The 16,403-nt window shown below is 73.0% G+C and carries 15 protein-coding genes; 7 read left to right on the forward strand and 8 right to left on the reverse strand.

What is annotated here, in order from left to right; all coding sequences use genetic code 11:
* Window positions 1–46: 46 nt before the first annotated feature.
* The 3 genes from ACFWEE_RS21035 to ACFWEE_RS21045 form a co-directional block, all read right to left on the reverse strand.
* On the reverse strand, window positions 47–583 hold the full coding sequence (locus ACFWEE_RS21035; protein ID WP_386891093.1) for a hypothetical protein: 537 nt from the start codon (window positions 581–583) through the stop codon (window positions 47–49).
* A gap of 268 nt (window positions 584–851) precedes the next feature.
* Window positions 852–1,286, reverse strand: a complete 435-nt coding sequence (locus ACFWEE_RS21040) for a DUF6083 domain-containing protein (RefSeq protein ID WP_386891095.1) — start codon at window positions 1,284–1,286, stop codon at window positions 852–854.
* 162 nt (window positions 1,287–1,448) lie between these two features.
* Window positions 1,449–3,788, reverse strand: coding sequence for a tetratricopeptide repeat protein (locus tag ACFWEE_RS21045; protein ID WP_386891096.1), 2,340 nt, complete (start codon window positions 3,786–3,788; stop codon window positions 1,449–1,451).
* A 314-nt stretch (window positions 3,789–4,102) separates the two neighbouring features.
* Between ACFWEE_RS21045 and ACFWEE_RS21050 the strand changes: the two genes are divergently transcribed.
* The gene (locus ACFWEE_RS21050; protein ID WP_386891098.1) at window positions 4,103–4,234 is read left to right on the forward strand and encodes a hypothetical protein; all 132 of its coding nucleotides are present in this window, start codon (window positions 4,103–4,105) and stop codon (window positions 4,232–4,234) included.
* The gene (locus tag ACFWEE_RS21055; RefSeq protein ID WP_386891099.1) at window positions 4,231–4,557 is read left to right on the forward strand and encodes a hypothetical protein; all 327 of its coding nucleotides are present in this window, start codon (window positions 4,231–4,233) and stop codon (window positions 4,555–4,557) included. Before ACFWEE_RS21050 ends, ACFWEE_RS21055 begins: the two co-directional genes overlap by 4 nt.
* Before the next feature lie 120 nt (window positions 4,558–4,677).
* On the opposite strand, the gene ACFWEE_RS21060 is transcribed toward ACFWEE_RS21055, so the two are convergent.
* A complete protein-coding gene (locus ACFWEE_RS21060) occupies window positions 4,678–5,019 on the reverse strand; it encodes a DUF5713 family protein (protein WP_386891101.1) in 342 nt (113 codons plus the stop codon).
* 232 nt (window positions 5,020–5,251) lie between these two features.
* On the opposite strand from ACFWEE_RS21060, the gene ACFWEE_RS21065 reads away from it, so the two are divergent.
* The 3 genes from ACFWEE_RS21065 (at window position 5,252) to ACFWEE_RS21075 (ending at window position 9,620) form a co-directional block, all read left to right on the forward strand.
* A complete protein-coding gene (locus tag ACFWEE_RS21065) occupies window positions 5,252–7,576 on the forward strand; it encodes an MMPL family transporter (protein ID WP_386891102.1) in 2,325 nt (774 codons plus the stop codon).
* A gap of 119 nt (window positions 7,577–7,695) precedes the next feature.
* Window positions 7,696–8,955, forward strand: coding sequence for a sensor histidine kinase (locus ACFWEE_RS21070; protein ID WP_386891104.1), 1,260 nt, complete (start codon window positions 7,696–7,698; stop codon window positions 8,953–8,955).
* Window positions 8,952–9,620 (forward strand): response regulator, encoded by a 669-nt coding sequence (locus ACFWEE_RS21075; protein ID WP_386891106.1) that lies wholly within the window; start codon window positions 8,952–8,954, stop codon window positions 9,618–9,620. The genes ACFWEE_RS21070 and ACFWEE_RS21075 overlap by 4 nt, the downstream gene beginning before the upstream one ends.
* A gap of 63 nt (window positions 9,621–9,683) precedes the next feature.
* Here ACFWEE_RS21075 and ACFWEE_RS21080 read toward each other — a convergent pair whose 3' ends face one another.
* Both ACFWEE_RS21080 and ACFWEE_RS21085 read right to left on the reverse strand, forming a co-directional pair.
* Window positions 9,684–10,859, reverse strand: coding sequence for a methyltransferase (locus tag ACFWEE_RS21080; RefSeq protein WP_386891108.1), 1,176 nt, complete (start codon window positions 10,857–10,859; stop codon window positions 9,684–9,686).
* Between the two features lie 70 nt (window positions 10,860–10,929).
* On the reverse strand, window positions 10,930–11,154 hold the full coding sequence (locus ACFWEE_RS21085) for a hypothetical protein (protein WP_386891109.1): 225 nt from the start codon (window positions 11,152–11,154) through the stop codon (window positions 10,930–10,932).
* Window positions 11,155–11,435: 281 nt separating this feature from the next.
* On the opposite strand from ACFWEE_RS21085, the gene ACFWEE_RS21090 reads away from it, so the two are divergent.
* Window positions 11,436–12,260: an endonuclease I family protein gene (locus ACFWEE_RS21090; RefSeq protein WP_386891111.1), complete on the forward strand. Its 825-nt coding sequence runs from the start codon at window positions 11,436–11,438 to the stop codon at window positions 12,258–12,260.
* Between the two features lie 83 nt (window positions 12,261–12,343).
* Here the strand turns inward: ACFWEE_RS21090 and glsA are convergent, their stop codons facing one another.
* Window positions 12,344–13,702: a glutaminase A gene (glsA, locus tag ACFWEE_RS21095; RefSeq protein WP_386891113.1), complete on the reverse strand. Its 1,359-nt coding sequence runs from the start codon at window positions 13,700–13,702 to the stop codon at window positions 12,344–12,346.
* Between the two features lie 421 nt (window positions 13,703–14,123).
* On the opposite strand from glsA, the gene ACFWEE_RS21100 reads away from it, so the two are divergent.
* Complete coding sequence (locus ACFWEE_RS21100; RefSeq protein WP_386891115.1) at window positions 14,124–15,239, forward strand: chemotaxis protein; 1,116 nt, start codon at window positions 14,124–14,126, stop codon at window positions 15,237–15,239.
* A gap of 96 nt (window positions 15,240–15,335) precedes the next feature.
* Here ACFWEE_RS21100 and ACFWEE_RS21105 read toward each other — a convergent pair whose 3' ends face one another.
* Window positions 15,336–16,298: a D-2-hydroxyacid dehydrogenase family protein gene (locus ACFWEE_RS21105; protein WP_386891117.1), complete on the reverse strand. Its 963-nt coding sequence runs from the start codon at window positions 16,296–16,298 to the stop codon at window positions 15,336–15,338.
* Between the last annotated feature and the right edge of the window lie 105 nt (window positions 16,299–16,403).

The raw sequence follows: 16,403 nt of genomic DNA on the forward strand, positions 1-16,403 counted from the left end.
ACGCGACGGCCGCGCCCGGCCAGAGGTGCGCGGGTCCATCCGGGTGTCAGCTGGCCCTCAGCCGGGTCCACTGCTGACCCAGGTCCCCCTCGTAGCAGGAGGACCGGTAGATGGCTGTCGTGTTCCCGTCCAGGCAGGTCCCGTCCGCCAGCCACTTGACCATCGCGTAACCGCCCGTCAGTTCGACGTGGTTGATGATGCCGACGTAGACGCAGGACACGGTTGTCACACCGGGGTCCCCGGGTGTGTTGAGGGCGTGGAAGATCCACTCCTCGTTCAGACAGCCACCGCTCCCGCCGTTGACCCAGTTCTTCACGGCGCTGTCCCAGTACCACAGTTGCCGAGTACTGTTCGAACAGACCGACGGATACACCACCCTGTACGGGTCCGACTCCGGGGCGGCCGTGAGGCAGAGGTTCGTCTGCCGGCTGATGAGCTGGAACGCGGGCCCCGTAGTGGCGGCCGGGACCCCGCCCGCCGCGTCGGCGGCCTGCGCGGCCGTCGGCGTGAACACGAAACCGCAGGCGAGCAGGGCGGCACACACCACCAGCCCCTGTCGCAGCCACCGTGCGAGGTGACGCATTCCTGACCACTGATCACGCATGTGCACTTCCACTTCCCATCGGACCGACAGCAGATTGATCGACTCGGCGGGGAGCGCCGGCACGTCCTCCCCCGGACCATGGAGGCGTACCGAGACGTCCGGGAGGAGCCTGTCCGGGCGGAACCCGGGACACCGGCCGCACCCACGCGGGCTTCAGCCTTCCTCGTAACTCCGCTCATCGGACAGGTCACTTCACTGCTCGCCCGCGCTCACCCCTGCTCGACGCCCGGGACGCTGATGTCGTCGGTCAGCAGTGGTCGTGCGGAGGGGTTCCGTGGTCCGGCAGGCCGAAGAGCCGGCCCGCCCTGTCCCTGTTCCGCTGCCGGTGGTGGGTGATCCAGAGACCGAAGTCCCCCGGCCGGAGGTACGGGCAGACGAGGCGGTGCGGAATGCGGCACCGCGCGCCCGGGAGGGGTTCGGCGTCGAAGAGGTTCATGGCCCTGCGGTCCGGCGTGATGATCCAGCGGTCGCGCGGAGGGACCGTGTGGGCGGGGACGATCACGCACGGTTCGAGGAGAACCCAGTGGCCGTCGTAGTACGTGGGAAAGCGGTCCTGGCGGAGGTCGCAGAAGGGACAGTCGGGCGGGTAGGGCGGGCGCGGGGCGACAGCACCTTCGAGGAGGGCCTGGAAGATGTGGTCGGCGCTGTCCGGTCCTGGCGCGGTATTTCCGGTATCCCCCATGTATCCAGGGTCCGCACGGGCCGTCGGCCGCGGTAGGACGCGATCCGGCCGTGCCGGAGGGGCGAGGAGTGCACGAGTGGGGCCCGAGACGTCCGACGAGGCGCACCGCTGCTCACCGGTTCCACCGGGGCAGGCCGAATCCGTACGCCCGCGGGCGCCCCCTCACCGGGGCGACGGCTCCTCGGGGTGGGGAGTCGCGGAAGGTGCGGGAGAACGGCGGGACTCGGCGGCCGATGCTCCGGCGTCCAGCTGCTGGCGGCAGCGGGCCTCGTCGTCGCGGCTCGCCACCGCGTCGGGGTGGGTGTCGCCGAGCACCCGGGTCCGGGCCGCGGCGACCCTCCGGTAGAGGGTGAGCGCCTCCGCCCAGCGGCCGAGCCATCCGAGCGAGACCGCGATCTCCCGGCAGCTGACGAGAGTGTCGGGGTGATCGGGGCCCAGGGTGCGTTCCCTGGCGGCGCACACCGTGCGCGCCTCGGCGAGCGCTTCTTCCCACTGGCCGAGGCGGCCGAGGTTGACGCCCAGGCCGTGGCGGGCGCGGAGCGTCTCCGGATCGTCGGGCCCGCTCGCGCCCGTCCGGTCGTGGACGAGGGCGCGGTAGAGCTCCGCCGCTTCCGCGCCCCGTCCGAGGCGACCGAGGCAGACGCCGATCTCGTGGCGGGTGGAGAGGGTGTCCGGGTGGGTGGCCCCCAGGGCGACGACCCGGCCCCGGGCGACCCGCGTGTAGGTGTCCAGCGCCTCCTGCCACCGCCCCGTCCGGCCGAGGGCGTATCCCACGTCGAAGAGGGTCACCAGGGTGTCCGGGTGGTCGGCGCCGAGCACCCGGGCGCGTGCGTCGGCGACCTCGCGGGACATCCGGTACGACTCCTCCGCGCGGCCCAGCCGGCCGAGGTTGGACGCCATCTCGTGGCGGCAGCCCAGAGTGTCCGGGTGGTCGGGGCCGGCCGTACGCTCCCGGGCGGCGAGCACCGCCGCGTACACCCGGTGCGCTTCGGCGTGCCGCCCGAGGCGTCCCAGTACGTACGCCGTCTCCTGGCGGGCCGCCAGGGTCTCGGGGTGATCGGGCCCGAAGGCCCGGGACCGGCCCTCGCAGACGTGGCCGAACTCCGCCAGCGCCTCGGTGTCGTACCCGGCGCGGCTGAGGCAGACGCCTCGTTCGTACCGGCTGGCGAGCGCTTCCGGGTGGGCGGCCCCGAGCAGCCGGGCGCGCTCGGTCGCGACCGCGCGGTGGATCTCCTCCGCCTCCGCCCAGCGGCCCAGGCGCGCGAGGGCGAGGCCCGACGCGTGGCGACCGGCCAGGGCGCGCAGCGCGTCGGCGCCCGGAACTCCGGGTGCGGCCGGAGGTGTCGCGGCGGGAAGGCCGGTCGTCCACGCGCCCGTGAGGGCGGCGGCGTGGTCGCCCGGTCCGGCGGCCCGGCGCTGAGTGCCGGTGGCCCGGCGGCCGGTGGTCATCGAACGGGTCCAGTCGGGCAGTGCGTCCGGACCGGCGTCCCGGGGCGGTGCGGGGAGGGCGGGCGGGGGCAGCAGGAACCCGGCGGACGGGTGCCGCTCGGAGCGGGCGGGCGGGAGAAGCCCGGCGCGGGCGGCCGGGAGCTCGGGGCGTGGAGCCGGTGCGGGGTACGGGTGTCCGGCGGGTCCGGTCTCGCGTACGTTCCCGGTGTGCGCGGGGGCGATCCGCCGCCGCAGCGAGCCGGCGTCCTCCGGGCGTTCTCCGGGGGATTTGGCGAGCAGGTCGAGCACGGTCCGCTCGAAGAACTCGGGGAGTTCGGCACGGTGGGCGCGCAGGGGCCGGGGCGGCGTGTCGCGGTGGGCGACGAGGATGCCCCAGGCGTCGTCCAGGTCGAACGGCGGTACTCCGGTGGCGATCTCGTAGAGCACGCAGCCCAACGAGTAGAGGTCGCTGCGGTGGTCGACGCCGACTCCGCCGATCTGCTCGGGCGACATGTAGTGCGGGGTGCCCATGGAGATGCCGGTACCGGTCAGCTTGGAGGTGAAGGCGGTGTCCTGGGCGAGGCGCGCGATACCGAAGTCGCAGATCTTCACCGTGCCGTCGGTGAGCCGCATGATGTTGGCGGGCTTGAGGTCGCGGTGCACGATGCCCTGCCGGTGGGTGTAGCCGAGGGCGTCGGCCATCTGTTCGGCGATGTCGATCACGTCGTCGACGGGCAGAGCGCGTCCCCCGTTGTCCTCCAGGAGCTGGCCGAGGTTGCGCCCTTCGAGGAACTCCATCACCAGGTAGAGGACGCCCTCGTGTTCGCCGAAGTCGTGGACGACGGTGACGCCCCGGTGCTGGAGGGCGGCGGCCACCCGGGCTTCGCGGCGGAAGCGCTCCCGCAGGACACGGGCGAAGGAGCGGTCGTGGGGAGGGCCGGAGGGCTTGAGGCATTTGACGGCGACCTGGCGGCCCAACGACTCGTCGCGGGCCCGCCACACCTCGCCCATGCCGCCGCGCCCGATCAGGTCGAGCAGCTGGTACCGGCCCTGGATCAGCCTGGTCTCCGCCATGGTCCGCCGTCGCCCCCGTCGCTCCGATGCATCCGCGCCCTCCCCCGGCCGCTCCAGTATGGCGGCCCTTCTCGGAAGTCGGTGCGGGCCGGGGCCGAGTCGGTCCGTCGCCGTCACGATGCGGCGGGGCGGCGATCGCCGGCCGCGGCGTGGGCGGTGAGGCACGGGCTCGTGGCGTTCGGGGGATCTGCCGGCCGGACTCCTCGGCGACGACGGCGACTTCGTATGACCGGGCTGCGCCGCGGTGGGGCGGCCCCGGGATGCGCCCGGTGGCCGCTCGCCGGGGACGCGGCTGGTCGTGACATCATCGGAGCATGGCCACGACCGGGAAGAAGCGCCGAGCGGCGCGTGCCGGACTCGGGGCCGTCTGCGAGACGACCGACATCCCGCCGCTGCGCGGACCAACCGTGGTCAGCGTCGAGAACGCGGCCGGAGACAGCTCATGACCGACGCCCTGACCGTTTTCGTCCGCGCCCGCTTCGCCGAGGAGCTTGAGAAGGCCCGGTACGCCGGCGATGTGGTGACCAAGCAGCCCGATCGCTTCGGTGTCGAACCCGAGGACGCCGCCAAGCACGCCCGCTTCACCGCCGCCACGGCCGAGGTCCGTCTCGCGCTGCTGGAGGACACCGTGGTGCCGTTCCTGGGGACCGCGGGGCCGGCCGGCCGGAACGCCGAGTACCAGCTCCGGCTCCTCGCCGCGCCCTACATCGAGCACCGCGACTACCCGCACGACCAGGAACCCGCCGGGCGGCCCGACAGCTCCGCGTGACCGTGGGGCTGGTGGGTTCTCTGCGGGCATACGGTTCCGGGGCCGGGCCCCGGCATGCCCTGGCGGTGTGTCGCGTCCGTCAGCACGCGGCCGGGGCCCGCGAGCAGGGCGGCGTCCTCTTCACCAGTCCCGGCTCGCGGTCAGCTCCTCCGCATCCGCTTCCGTGAACCCGTGTGCCGACGCGACGAAGAAGAAATCCTCACAGATCTGCTCCCGCGCAACCGTCTCGATCTCGCTCCCGGCCGCCACGAACTCCCTGTCCAGCAGGTTGAACTCCTCCGTCGCCGCACGGGTGAGTGCGTACAGGCTCTCCAAGTCCGAGGGCCGCTCGGTCTCGACGCGTTCGCACAGCCTCAGCAGGATCGCCTTCCCCCGGTCGACCAAGCGGTCGGGGAAGTACGAATCGTCGTACATCTGCCGCAGGAAAGCGTGTCCCGCTACCTGCTGGTTCGTGATCGGCATGGCACTTCCCCACATCCGTGAAAGGTGACGTGCCGATCATGCGCGCCACCACTGACAACGACGCTTCCTGGGGCCCGGCATCCCGCACCGGGGCCCCTCCATCCGTACGACACCGGGCCCGCGGGTACCACCAGCGCAGTACGGCGGATGACGGCAGGCGCACGACGCCCGCCGGCCGCTGCCCGGAGAGAGTGGAGGAGTCCGCGTCTCTTCGAACGGAAGGCCCGCAACCGTGGCTCGCTTCCTCTACCGCCTTGGCCTCGGGGCCTTTCACAGGCGACTGCTCGTGATAGCCCTGTGGGGGCTGGTCCTGGTCGGCGCCGCCGTCGGTTCGGCCGTCGCGCCGGAGGCCAAGGACTCCGCCACCACCATGCCGGGAATCGAGTCCCAGCAGGCCTACGACCTGATGGCGAAGCGCTTCCCCGGCGCTGCCTCGGACGGGGCCACCGCCCGTATCGTCTTCGTCGCGCCGGACGGGGAACGCGTCACCAGCGCCGGGAACCGGGAGGTCATCGACGAGACGGTGACCGAAGCCGCCGGTGCCGGGGCGGTCGCCTCGGCCATGGGCCCGTTCGCCGCGGGCGCGGTCAGCGAGGACGGCTCCACCGCCTACGCGACGGTGACGTTCAAGGAGACCGCGAACGATCTCACCGACGCGGAGAAGGCGCCCGTCCAGGAGGCGATCGACGACGCCCGCGCGAGCGGGATGACCGTCGAGGTGGGCGGCGACGCGCTGGCAGGCCAGGTGGAGTCGGGCGGCGCCGCGGAAGGGATCGGCATTCTCGTCGCCGCCGTGGTCCTGCTGATCACGTTCGGTTCGCTGGTGGCGGCCGGGCTGCCGCTGCTGACCGCCGTCGTCGGCGTCGGCGTGTCCGTTCTGGCGATCGGCGCCCTGGCCAGCACCTTCGGCCTCTCCTCGTCGACCAGCTCGCTGGCGTCCATGCTCGGCCTCGCGGTCGGTATCGACTACGCGCTGTTCGTCGTCTCCCGCTACCGCGAGGAGCGCGGCAAGGGCCGCGGCGCCCGGGAAGCCACCGGTATGGCGGTCGGAACCGCCGGCTCCGCGGTCGTCTTCGCCGGACTCACCGTGATCATCGCCCTCGCGGGCCTGTTCGTCGTCGGCATTCCGACCCTGACCACCATGGGCTTCGCCGCGGCCGGAGCGGTCGCCGTCGGCATCCTGATCGCGCTCACCCTGGTCCCCGCTCTGCTCGGACTCTGGCCGAACACCGTGCTGCCGCGACGGCTGCGCACGGTCGCGCGGCAGGCCCGGAAGGCGGCACTGCGCACCGCTGCTCCGGGTGAGGGGCGCCGAGCCCGTCGGCGCGCCGCCGCACGGGCGGCCGACGGAGCCGTAGCCGCCGCATCCGCCGAGGGCGTCCACGCGAAGCCGGTGGAGAACGGTGGCAGCCGTTGGGCCCGTTTCGTCACCCGTCGTCCGCTGCCGGTCCTGATCGCTTCGGTGATCGGCCTGGGCGTCGTCGCCCTGCCCGTGCTGGATCTGCAGCTGGGCATGCCGGGTGCCGAGTCGAAGTCCGTGGCCACCACCGAGCGCCGGGCGTACGACGCGCTGGCGGAGGGCTTCGGCCCGGGCTTCAACGGTCCGCTCACCATCGTCGTGGACGCCCAGGGCGCGTCCGGTCCGCAGGACGCCGTGGCGGACATCCACGACCGCCTGGCCGGGACCCGCGGCGTGGAATCGGTGTCCGAACCCCGCTTCAACGCGGCCGGTGACACCGCCGTCCTGTCGGCGGTGCCGTCCACCAGCCCCACCGACAAGGCCACCGTCGAGCTCGTCGACTCCATCCGCGGCGACCGGGGTGCCATCGAGGACGGCACCGGAGCCACCTTCGAGGTGACCGGGACGACCGCGCTCAACATCGACGTCGCCCAGAAGATCCAGGACGCCCTCGTTCCCTATCTGATCCTCATCGTCGGCCTCGCCCTGCTGCTGCTGATGATGGTCTTCCGCTCGGTGCTCGTCCCCCTGAAGGCCACCCTCGGCTTCCTCCTGTCGGTGCTGGCGGCGCTGGGCGCCGTGGTGGCCGTCTTCCAGTGGGGCTGGGCCGCGGATCTGCTCGGTGTGGAACAGGCCGGACCGATCATGAGCATGATGCCGATCTTCCTGGTGGGTATCGTCTTCGGCCTCGCGATGGACTACGAGGTCTTCCTCGTCTCCCGTATCCGCGAGTCCTACGTGCACGGGGAGAGCCCGAAGCAGGCCGTGGTCAGCGGATTCCGCGCCAGCGGACGAGTGGTCGTGGCCGCCGCGCTGATCATGATGTCGGTCTTCGCGGGGTTCGTGACCGCCGACGAGTCGATGGTCAAGACGATCGGGTTCGGCCTGGCGATCGCCGTACTCTTCGACGCCCTCGTGGTCCGGATGGCCTTCGTGCCCGCGGTCCTCGCGCTCCTCGGACGCTGGGCCTGGTGGCTGCCGAAGCCGCTGGCCAGGATTCTGCCGAAGGTCGACGTGGAGGGCGAGAAGCTCGCCGGAGCCGCCGCACCGGCCGAGGACACGGGAGCCGACCCGGAGCGGGAACCCGCGGGCGTCTGAGGCGGCCGGAAGGTACGTACCGGGTTCGGGGCTCCCGTGTCCTCGCGACACGGGCAGCCCGCTCGCGACCCTGTTCGAGGGAGATCATCATGGGACGGACAGCCCGAAGGAGGCCGCTGATGAAGGCTCGGCCCCTCGTCACACGCTGGGAGGAGTTCGTACGGCGGCGCACTCTGGTCGCCGATGGCGTCCTCGCCCTCGTCCTGTTCGCGGTGACGGTCACCGCCGGTGTCGCCACCAGCACGCATCCGGACGACGGCAGCCAGTGGATCTGGGGCGCGGTGCTCGGCGCCGTGGGGAGCGCGGCCCTGCTGTTCCACCGCGGGCACCCGCGCGGCACCGTCGTGGTCACCGCCGTGTGCGCGGCCGTGGCCACGTCCCTCGGGTTCCTGCTGACACCTCTGGTCCTCGGCCAGCTGATGGTGTCGCTGTACTGGTTCGCACGGGACCAGGACCGGCACGAGGCCTTCCGGTGGGCGGCCGGAGTCGCCCTGCTGCTGGTCGCCGTGTCCCTGCTGGAGGACACCGCGAACTACTCCTTCGTGCTCCAGACCGTCAACCCGGTCGCCTGGCTGCTGCTGATGCCCTACATGGGCGGCGCCGTCCAGTTGCGCCGGGCGTATCTCGAAGCGGTGGAGGCGCGAGCCGTGTTCGCCGAACGGACCCGCGAGGAGGAGGCCAGGCACCGGGTGGACGAGGAACGCATCCGCATCGCCCGCGACCTGCACGACGTCGTCGCCCACCACATGACCCTGGCGAACGCCCAGGCGGGCACCGCCGCCTATCTCGCCCGCCTGGGCCCGGACCCGCGGGTCACCCGCGTTCTCGACGATCTCGCGGGCACCACGTCGGCCGCGCTGCGCGAGCTCAAGGCGACGGTGGCGGTGCTCAGGGAGGCCGGTGACACCGACTCCCCCCTCGAACCGGCCCCGGGTCTGGCGGATCTGCCCGCTCTCGCGGAGTCGTTCGCCGCGACGGGGCTCCGGGTGACCCTGCGCGACGAGGGGCAGCCGCTCCCCGTCTCGTCCGGGGTCGGCCTCACCGCGTACCGGATCGTCCAGGAAGCGCTGACGAACGCGGCCAAACACGCGCGCACCGACGCGGCTGCCGTGACCTTGCGCTACGACCGCGACCGCGTCGTGGTGACCGTCACCGACGACGGCCCCGCCGGATCCCATGCGGTGACGGGCCCGGAGGCACCACCCGGGGCACCCTCGGGGTTCGGACTGCTCGGCATGCACGAGCGCGCCCAGCTCGTCGGCGGCACCCTGACCGCGGGACGCCGGGGGACCGGCTTCTCCGTGGTGGCGGAACTCCCCCTGCTGCCGGGCGAGCTGAACACGAACGGCCCTTCTCCCGAACAGGAACCCACCACGTGACCTGCACCGTACTGCTGGCGGACGACCAGGGCCTGCTGCGCGCGACGTTCCGCATGCTCATCGAATCCACCGACGACCTCGTGGTGGTCGCCGAGGCGTCGGACGGCGCGGCGGCGGTCGCCGCGGTGCGCGCCCACCGCCCCGACGTGGTCCTGATGGACATCCGTATGCCGGGAACCGACGGCCTGGCGGCCACCGAAACCATCTGCTCCGACCCGGATCTGGCCCCGACCCGGGTCCTGATCCTGACCACGTTCGAGACCGACGAGTACGTGGCCCGGGCGCTGCGCGCCGGGGCGAGCGGGTTCCTCGGGAAGGACGCGGACCCCGACACCCTGCTCGACGCGATCAGGACCGTGGCCGCGGGAGAGGCACTTCTGTCACCGATGGCGACCCGCTCGCTGATCGCCTCGTTCGTCGGTACACCGCCGCCCTCGCCGCCCGCCGACGCGGACGCGCTGGCCGGGCTCACTCCCCGGGAGCGGGAGGTGGCGGTGCTGGTCGCCGAGGGGCTCTCCAACCAGGAGATCGCCGAACGTCTCTTCCTGAGCCCGCTGACCGTGCGCACCCATGTGCACCGCACGCTCGCGAAGACGGACTCCCGCGACCGGGCGCAGCTCGTCGCTCTGGCCTACCGCACGGGGCTGGTCCGGCCGCCCGCGTGAACCGGCTCCGGTGCTCCGGCCCTGCCCGTCGGGCGGCGGGCGAGGCCGGACACGGGCCGGGGGTCAGCGCTTCACGGCGCGCAGGACCACGAACTTCGGGTCGCCCGCGACGGTGGTGCAGTTGCCGAAGATCCGGCGCAGCTGCGTGTGGTACCCGAGGTGCCGGTTGCCGACGACCCACAGCTCGCCGCCCTGGCGCAGCGCGGTGCGCGCGCCGTGGAACATGTTCCGGGCGGTGGCGTCGGTGGTGGCCAGGTGGGAGTGGAACGGCGGGTTGGTGAGGACGAGGTCCGCGCTGCCGGGCTCGGCGTCCGTCAGGGTGTCCCCGACGACGAACGACGCCTCGCGGCCCGGTTCCGTACCGGCCCGGAAGGTCTCCTCGGCGGAGGCGACGGCCTGGTACGACTCGTCGGTGAAGGTGACGGAGGCGTCCGGGTTGGCGAGGGCCGCCGCGAGGCCGACGACTCCGTTGCCGCAGCCGAGGTCGACGACCCGGTCGGGGCCGGTGCGCGTGGGCAGGTGCTTCAGGAAGAAGCGGGTGCCGATGTCGAGGCGTTCGGCACAGAAGATTCCGGCGTGGTTGACGACCGTGCGGCCGGCGGCGGTGCCGATGTCGGCGGGGAGGTCGTACCGCAGCGGCCAAGGGCTGGGCGTACGGGCCGGGGCCGGGTCGGGGGTCGAGAAGATCAGCCGGGCCTTGCGGACCGCGAGCGAGGTGCGGGTCGGGCCGACGATGCGCTCGAAGAGCTTGAGCGTGGAGGTGTGGATCTCCTTGACCATGCCCGCGCCGATGACCACGGTGCCCTCGTGGAGGGAGGGCGCGAGGCGGTGGAGCTGGTCCTCCAGGAACGCCAGGCTCTTGGGTACGCGTACGAGCAGGACGTCGATCCGGTCCGGCGGGGTGTCGCGCGACGACAGCAGGCGCACCGCTTCGGGGTCGACGCCGTTGCGGGCGAGGTTCGCGCGGGTGGCGCACTGCGCCAGGTAGGAGTCGGAGATCTGTACGGGCCGGTGCCCGGCCAGCACGGTGGAGAGGGCTCCCCAGCGGTCGCCCACCACCACGACGGTGCCGGTGAGGTCCACCGGCCCGGCGGGTCCGGCGGCACCGGGCTCCGCCGGTCCCTCCAGCCTGGACAGGAGGTACTCGTCGGCCGCGTCCCAGGCGCGGAGGGGGTCGCGCGGGTGCTCGGGGAAACGGGCCAGGTCGACGCGGCCCTGTGACGTCGTCAAACAGTTCATTGTGCGTTCAGGCTAACCCGGGCGGGAGCACCCGCCGTGACGCGCACACCCGCTCCAGGTCCCGGCGGTCTCAGGGGAGTCGCTTGTCGATGGCCGAACGCCCTTCCTCGGCGATTTTGCGCCGGGCCCATTCCAGGTTCTCCGGCGTCACGTCCCGGCCCGAGGCGAGGACCAGGTCCTCGGCACTGGGGCGGTCGCTCGCTCCGGTGTGGAGCAGCCGGTCCGGCGTGACCTCTTCCGGCGCGACCGCCCGTGCGTCACGCGTGAGGTATATGGATTCGGGATCTTGGCTCATGCCGCCTCCTCGTCCTTTCGGCAATTCTCGCGCCGCGACGCGGCACGCGCATCCGAGGCCCGGAAGGCGGTGTCCGGCGGGACGGTCGGTGCGGGAGTGACCGGCGGGACCGATCCCCACTTGACCTGCACATGGCCATCACTTTCCGTTCATGCATGAAGTACGGCGCGTATGGAAGGCTGCCGGGCAGATCGCCCTTCATTTGGCCGCCACACCCCCTCCATCCCCCACGAATCAGAGGGTGGCCGCAGCCTTCTCGCGTCCCGGAGAGGACACCCCACATGTCCCGTCGCCCAAGAATCTACGCGCGTCCACTCGTGGCCGCCCTCGCCGCCGTCACCGTTCTCACCGGCACCGCCGCGGCCACTCCGGGCAAGGACGCCCCGGCGCCCGCCGCCCCGGCCGCCGCGTCCGCCACCCTGGACGACACCTACTACGCGAACGCCCTCGGCAAGTCCGGCACCGCCCTCAAGGCGGCCCTGCACACGATCATCAGCAGCCAGACCAAGGTCTCGTACAGCCAGGTCTGGGAGGCGCTCAAGGACACCGACGAGGACCCGGCCAACCCCGGCAACGTCATCCTGCTGTACACCGGGGAGTCCCGGCCCGAGGGCGACAACGGCGGCAACGTCGGCCAGTGGAACCGCGAACACGTCTGGGCCAAGTCGCACGGCGACTTCGGTACGGCGACCGGTCCGGGCACCGATCTGCACCATCTGCGGCCGGCCGACGTCCAGGTCAATTCCATCCGGGACAACAAGGACTTCGACAACGGCGGCAGCCAGGTGTCGGGCGCTCCGGGCAACTACACCGACGCCGACTCCTTCGAACCGCGCGACGCGGACAAGGGCGACGTCGCGCGGATGATCCTCTACATGGCGGTGCGCTACGAGGGCGACGACGCGTGGGCCGACCTGGAGCCCAACGAGAAGGTGAACAACGGCTCGGCGCCGTACATCGGCAAGCTCTCCGTACTGAAGGCGTGGAGCCAGGAGGACCCGCCCAGCGCCTTCGAGAAGAACCGCAACGAGGTCATCTACACGCAGTACCAGCACAACCGGAACCCCTTCATCGACCACCCGGAGTGGGTCGAGTCGATCTGGTAGTTCCCGGGCGCGTCCGGACGGCAGGCCGTTGCCCTTCAGAGCCGACACCGTTCTGGGCGGACGCCGGTCAGGGCGGACGCCGGTCAGGGCCGCCGTCCGTCGCCCTCCCTCGCGCACCGCGCGACGGCCTCGGCGCGCGAGGGGAAGCTCGGCGGGTCCACGAGCGGGTGGTCGACGAGCGGCGGGTCGCCGTCCGGCGGGGCGTCACCACCGGCCGGGGCGCCTTCGCCGCCGGGCGGCGGGGCGCCCAGCCGGCCGGCCGGGTCGGCGAGGGCCACGTGGTGACCGGCCCGCTCCAGCCGGGCCAGCCCCTGGCGGAGCATCGCGTACGCCACCGGCTCGATCCCGTTCACCTGCCGCAGGTCCAGCACCACGGACGGGGCACCTCCGGAGCCGGCCTCGTCGAGTCCGTGGAGCACACGTTCGGCGGCGGTGAAGTCCAGCGCCCCCTGCGCGGCCACGACGGCGACGCGCCCTCGCCCCTCCGGACCGCTGCCGGGCGGGGGCTCCTCCCCCGTGGTGACGAGCGTGACGGTGGAGCCGGGCAGGGCGGGGTTGAGCATCAGGTGGAGGCCGAGGCGTTCCGAGAGGGCGGCGAAGGCGGACCGCCCGCGCACGGAGGTTCCGGCGGCGTCGAGCGGCGGGCTGTAGGAGGCGAGCCCGAACCGGGCGGGACCGGCGGCGATCAGGCCGCCCGACACCCCGCTCTTGGCCGGCAGCCCCACCCGTAGCAGCCACTCCCCCGACGCGTCGTACATCCCGCAGGTCGCCATGACGGCCAGCACCCGGGCCGCGACCTCGTCGGTCACCACCCGTTCGCCGGTCACGGGGTTGACGCCGCCGTGGGCCAGGGTGGCCGCCATGACCGCGAGGTCCACGGCCCTCACCCGCACCGCGCACTGGCGGAAGTACGTCTCGGTGGCGGTGACGGGGTCGACGGGGAGCCGGCCCGCGCTGCGGATGAGATAGGCGAGCGCCCGATTGCGGTCGCCCGTCTCGGACTCGGAGCGGTACACCGCTTCGTCCACGTCCAGTTCCCGTCCCGCGAACCGGCCCAAAAACGCCAGGATGCGTTCGAACCGCGGACGGTCCGGGGTGTCGGGGACCAGCGAAGAGGCGACCAGGGCGCCCGCGTTGACCATGGCGTTGGCGGGCCGGCCGGTTCCGTGCTCCAGGCTGATGGCGTTGAACGCCTCCCCGCTGGGCTCCGCGCTGACCCAGGCGGACACCTCGTCCAGCCCCAGTTCGGCCAGCGCCAGGGCGTAGACGAACGGTTTGGAGACGGACTGCACGGTGAACGGTGTGCGCGCCTCGCCCGCGCTGTAGAGGTGCCCGTCCATGCTGACCAGCGCGAGACCGAAGGCGTCCGGGTCGGCCCGGGTCAACTCGGGGATGTAGGACGCCACTTCGCCGTTGCGGACCCCGGCGAACCGGGCACGCAACTCGCCGAGTGCGGCGGTAACCGCCCCGGCCGCGCCCTCCCCGGCACCGTCGGAGGGAAACGGCGCGTCCGGGGGAGACGGCCCGCCCGAGGGGATCGGCGCGTCCGAGGAAGACGAGACGCCGGGGGGAAGGGGCACTCCCCGCGGCTGCGCACCGGCGGCGCTCACCGGTCCCCGCAAGTCGCTCCGGACCGGACCCCGGCGCCGCCCGCCTCCGCGGCCCCGGACCTCCACACGGCATCGGTGGGCATGCGACTACCTCCCCGGCCTCCGAACACGACACCGACCAATTGGCTCATATTAGGATCAAAAGGTATGAATTGACTCGTCGGGCCATCCGTCGCTGGTACGGGGAAGGGCCCGGGCCCCGCGGGACACCGCGCAGGGCCCCCACCGGAATCGAACCCCCTGGGAGGGAACGATGGACACGGACGCCCTGACCACCGGAGTGCTCAAGGAACTGCGGACGACCCGCCCCTATCCGGTTCTGTCCCTGACGATGCCGACCCACCGCCGCGCCCCGGACAACGCCCAGGACGCCGTACGGCTGCGCAATCTGGTCGCCGAGGCCACGAGCCGGCTGGAGGCGGACCCGAGGGTGTCCCGGGAGACCGCCGCCGCGCTGCGGGCGCAGCTGGACCGCGCGGTGGCCGAGGTGGACGCGCGCAGGGCCCTGGAGTCGCTGGTGCTCCTGGTGAGCACGGAGGAGTACCAGATCTGGCAGTTGCCGCGTACCGCTCCCGAGCGGGTGGTGCTGAGCGACACGTACCTGACCCGCAACCTGGTGGCGGCCAAGGCGCAGTCCCAGCCGTACTGGGCGCTGACCGTCGCCGCCGACCACGCGGCCCTGTGGGGCGGCACCGCGGACTCCGTCCATCTGGAGGAGAAGGGCGGGTTTCCGCTGACCGCGCCGAGCGAGGCGCCGAACCCGCAGCGGATGGAACGGATCGGGGACACCCCGAGCACGTACACCGACGAGGAGACCCGCCAGTTCCTCCGCACGGTCGACGAGAAGCTGCGCGCGGTACTCGCCGCGGACCCGCGCCCCCTGTACCTGGTCGGCCTGCCGCCCGCGCTCGCCCTGCTGGACGACGCCGGCGAGGGCGCCCACGCGGCGGTCGGCCGGGTCGCCAAGGGAGCCCCCGCCGACATCACGCCGGCGGCGCTGCTGGCGGAGCTCGGTGCGGCGATGGCCGAACACGCGGAGCGCCGCGCCGCCGACGTACGCTCCCGGCTCGACGGCGCACGCGGCGCCAAGACCTTCGCGGGCGGGCTCGACGAGGTGTGGACCGCCGTGCGGGAGGGACGCGCCGGGCTGGTGGTGGTGGAGGAGCACTTCCAGGAGACGGCGCGCACGGCCGAGGGTCACCTCGTGCCGGTGGGCGACGAGGAGGTGGCACCGGGCGACGCGACGGTCCGCGAGGACGTGGTGGACGAACTCGTCGAAACGGCCCTCGACAGCGGCGCCGAGGTCGTGTTCCTCCCGGACGACACGTTGAACGAGCACCACCGGATCGCGGCGGCCTTGCGCTACTGAGCGGTGCCGTCCCAGCTCACGGGCAACGCCGCCCGCCCTGGTGGGCGGCGCCGGCCACGCTCCTGAGCGGCGCCGCCCAGGACCGCCCGGTCCGGTTCACGCCCCCAGGAGCCGGACCGGCGATCCGGCGAGGTACGCCTCGATGTCCTCGACCGCGTCGCCGTAGTAGGCCGCGTAGTTGGCGCGGGACACGTACCCCAGGTGCGGGGTGGCCAGCAGGCGCGGGGCGGTGCGCATCGGGTGGTCCGCGGGCAGGGGCTCGATGTCGAAGACGTCGACGGCCGCGCCCGCGATGGTCCCGGCGCGGAGCGCCGAGAGCAGGGCGTCCTGGTCGACGATGGCGGCCCGCGACGTGTTGACGAGGTAGGCGTCCGGGCCCATCAGCGCCAGCTCCGGGGCGCCGATCAGACCCCGGCTGCGGTCGCCGAGCGCCAGGTGGACGGAGACGAAGTCGCTGGTGGCGAGGAGCTCTTCCTTGGAGGCCGCGAGCCCGGTGCCCACCTCGGCGGTCCGCTCGGCGGTGAGGTTCGGGCTCCAGGCGACCACGTCCATGCCGAAGGCGAGGCCGACCGCGGCGACCCGGCTGCCGATCCGGCCGAGCCCGAGCAGGCCGAGGCGCCGCCCGTGCAGGTCGGCGCCGACCGTCGACTGCCAGGGTCCCCCGGTGCGCAGCGCGGTGGCCTCGGGGACGATGCCGCGGGCGAGGCCCAGCAGCAGGGCCCAGGTGAGCTCCACCGGCGGGGTGCCGGCGCTGGCGGTCCCGCACACGGTGACCCCGGTGCGCGCGGCGGCCCCGTAGTCGATGACGGAGTTGCGCATGCCGGAGGCGACGAGGAGGCGCAGGCGCGGCAGCCGGTCGAGCAGGGTGGCGGGGAAGGGGACCCGCTCGCGCAGGGTCACCACGATGTCGAAGGACGCGAGCGCGTCGGCGGTCTCGTCCTCGGTGGCGAAGTGCTCGGGGAAGGAGACCACGTCCACCCGGCCCGCCAGGGGGGACCAGTCGGCGGCGGTGGTCGCGACGGACTGGAAGTCGTCGAGTACGGCGCAGCGCAGTGTCATCGGTTCGGCTCTCCTCGGGCAGGCGTTCGACCCGACCATGATCGCTCACCGCGAGGAGCGTGCGGGGACCGGCCGGGACCGCCCCGGCGCGGGGCGGCCCCGGAG

Origin of the sequence: Streptomyces sp. NPDC060184, from assembly GCF_042728795.1 — a bacterium.
In the GTDB taxonomy this organism is placed as follows: domain Bacteria; phylum Actinomycetota; class Actinomycetes; order Streptomycetales; family Streptomycetaceae; genus Streptomyces.

Coding starts and splice junctions, on each gene's coding strand:
- ACFWEE_RS21085 (WP_386891109.1), bottom strand. CDS start 11,154: ATGAGCCAAGATCCCGAATCCATATACCTCACGCGTGACGCACGGGCG.
- ACFWEE_RS21035 (WP_386891093.1), bottom strand. CDS start 583: ATGCGTCACCTCGCACGGTGGCTGCGACAGGGGCTGGTGGTGTGTGCC.
- ACFWEE_RS21080 (WP_386891108.1), bottom strand. CDS start 10,859: ATGAACTGTTTGACGACGTCACAGGGCCGCGTCGACCTGGCCCGTTTC.
- ACFWEE_RS21060 (WP_386891101.1), bottom strand. CDS start 5,019: ATGCCGATCACGAACCAGCAGGTAGCGGGACACGCTTTCCTGCGGCAG.
- ACFWEE_RS21105 (WP_386891117.1), bottom strand. CDS start 16,298: ATGACACTGCGCTGCGCCGTACTCGACGACTTCCAGTCCGTCGCGACC.
- ACFWEE_RS21070 (WP_386891104.1), top strand. CDS start 7,696: ATGAAGGCTCGGCCCCTCGTCACACGCTGGGAGGAGTTCGTACGGCGG.
- ACFWEE_RS21055 (WP_386891099.1), top strand. CDS start 4,231: ATGACCGACGCCCTGACCGTTTTCGTCCGCGCCCGCTTCGCCGAGGAG.
- ACFWEE_RS21090 (WP_386891111.1), top strand. CDS start 11,436: ATGTCCCGTCGCCCAAGAATCTACGCGCGTCCACTCGTGGCCGCCCTC.
- ACFWEE_RS21050 (WP_386891098.1), top strand. CDS start 4,103: ATGGCCACGACCGGGAAGAAGCGCCGAGCGGCGCGTGCCGGACTCGGG.
- ACFWEE_RS21040 (WP_386891095.1), bottom strand. CDS start 1,286: ATGGGGGATACCGGAAATACCGCGCCAGGACCGGACAGCGCCGACCAC.
- ACFWEE_RS21100 (WP_386891115.1), top strand. CDS start 14,124: ATGGACACGGACGCCCTGACCACCGGAGTGCTCAAGGAACTGCGGACG.
- ACFWEE_RS21045 (WP_386891096.1), bottom strand. CDS start 3,788: ATGGCGGAGACCAGGCTGATCCAGGGCCGGTACCAGCTGCTCGACCTG.